This is a genomic window from Streptomyces sp. NPDC102437, from assembly GCF_044765565.1.
GTDB lineage: Bacteria > Actinomycetota > Actinomycetes > Streptomycetales > Streptomycetaceae > Streptomyces.
Genome location: NZ_JBIWKI010000153.1, coordinates 1 through 1952 on the forward strand (window position 1 = coordinate 1; position 1952 = coordinate 1952).

Below are 1952 nucleotides of genomic sequence, written 5' to 3' on the forward strand. Positions count from 1 at the left end.
CGATCATCGTGGACAGTCGGCCTTCTGCCCCGCCGGGGGTCTTGCTCGCAGCCGAATCAGCTGCAAGCAAGACCCGGGTGCGTCTTCAGCTGGCGGGGCGTAGGTATCGCCGCACCGCAGGTGCGCCAGGGCGAGCAGTGCTTGTCGCCCGGCCGTGAGGCGTCGCCACCGGGTCCCGATCTCCAGCCGTCGGGAACGGAGGTGCCGGGCCAGGAAGCACAGAGTGCGGCTGGACAGATCGATCGACGACGGGTAGACAAGCACGCGAGGCTCCTGGCGGACACGGGTGATCTTGGTCGAGAACCCGTCTACCAGGAGCTTCATCGTGTTGTACAGCAACCCAACTCCGAGGCACCGAGCTCAGGTTGCAAAGAGCTCATCGTCTGAGAAAAATCTTGAAGGTGGGGGACTGTGAGCGTCAGGCACTTCTTTGTCGCTGTGGGCCTCATGGCGCTCGCGGCCATGTTCTTCTTTTTCGCTCTGGGGGACTTCGCGGTTCCGCGGGAACGCCGACGGGTCGGTTACGTGATCCTGTGGTTCTGCTTGGGGTTGGCCTTTCTGGGGTCTTGTTTCTACGTAATCTCCCTCTGATCCGGGATTTGCATTCCCACGTCGTGCACGCGCCGCGTCCGCGAGAGTCGCCGGAACGCCGCGGACGGAGAGCGCGCCACAACGCCCGCCGGCCGCCCCGCGCCTACGTGCGCTGCAGCAGCAACTGGATCACCGAGATCGTGAAGGCCGTCCCCCTCCTTCAACTTGCCTCAACCTGAGGTTGGAAAAGGCTCACTGAGGATCAGCACTCCGGGTTTGTCCGGCTCCGGCGGGGTAGTACGCGCGGTCGTAACTGTCGGCAGCCAGCTCACGAAGGGCCGCGGGGTCGCCATAGCGCTTGGAGACCCATACCAGGTCTCTGTCGCCGGAACGGGCGGACACGGCGATCAGGGCGCGCTGGGACAGGCCGTAGTCGAGCGCGGCCGCGGTGGCCTGGTCGGTCTCTCGCGTGCGAGACACCTCGGTGCCGGCGGTGACCGCTTCGTGGATCGCGGCCAGGGCGCGAGCGACGTCCAAGAGCCGGTACACCTGCGCGCGGCTGATACCGAACTCCGCGCCGCAGTACGACTCCCACGAGGCGTAGCTGAGCGGCACCCAGACGCGGACGGCATGCGCGTCACGGACCCGGGCTGCGAGCACCGCCACGGAACGCCGGACATCATCCATCGCCTCCCGCAGCCCGGCCGTCACCTCCCGTGCCTGCCCCGCGGTGAGCGGCGGCCCGGCGATGTCGTCCTGGTCCTAGTTGTGCTCGCCCATGCCTCCAGCGTCCTGCGCGACGGCAGGCCGGTCCAGGGCGCTCAGACCTCACAGCGCAAAGCCGCAACAGGTCGTCTGCCACTAGCCCGGGTCGGCGGCACCGGTCGCTGACCCGCCCCGCGCGCGGCCCCGCCGTCGCGCGAGAGGAACTGGCCGGCCGCCGATCCCCGAGGCGCTCCGCCCGCCCCGCCCCCACCCTCTCCATTTCGGCAGTTCGGGCGGCAGGGGGGTACGCAGAGGGGATGTCAGCACCCCGACCACGCCTCTACAGGCATGGTGACCTGCGCAGACGCTCCCGCCGTGGAGCCCTACCCTCTTGGAGCTCCCGCCCCGCTGACCAGGCATTCCTCACCCAGTGACCGGCCAATCCTCATTTGCTTGTCCAGCACCAGCACCCGGCCATCCCTACTCAACACCCCATAGAAACACCCGAGTCGGCCCGGCCCACAGCACCCAAGACCGGACATCGAACCGAGAACCACCCCGGACACGGAAGCGAGAACTCCCACTCCGCCGCGCAGAATCAGTGAACCAACAGGCCACGGCCCCGCTCAATCAACCTGCACAACACCAGGCCACAGGCGTGACAACTACGCAGATCCACTGAGCGACGACAGGTCCGCACCTACGGCTACCACTCC

General features: G+C 67.4%; 1 protein-coding gene and 1 pseudogene. Both read right to left on the bottom strand.

Annotated elements, in window-relative coordinates; all coding sequences use genetic code 11:
• Nucleotides 1-96 precede the first annotated feature (96 nt).
• A pseudogene (locus ACIRJP_RS42490) lies at nt 97-264 on the bottom strand (IS5/IS1182 family transposase); the annotation flags it as partial.
• 519 nt (nt 265-783) lie between these two features.
• A complete protein-coding gene (locus ACIRJP_RS42495) occupies nt 784-1218 on the bottom strand; it encodes a hypothetical protein (protein WP_404186593.1) in 435 nt (144 codons plus the stop codon).
• Nucleotides 1219-1952: the final 734 nt, after the last annotated feature.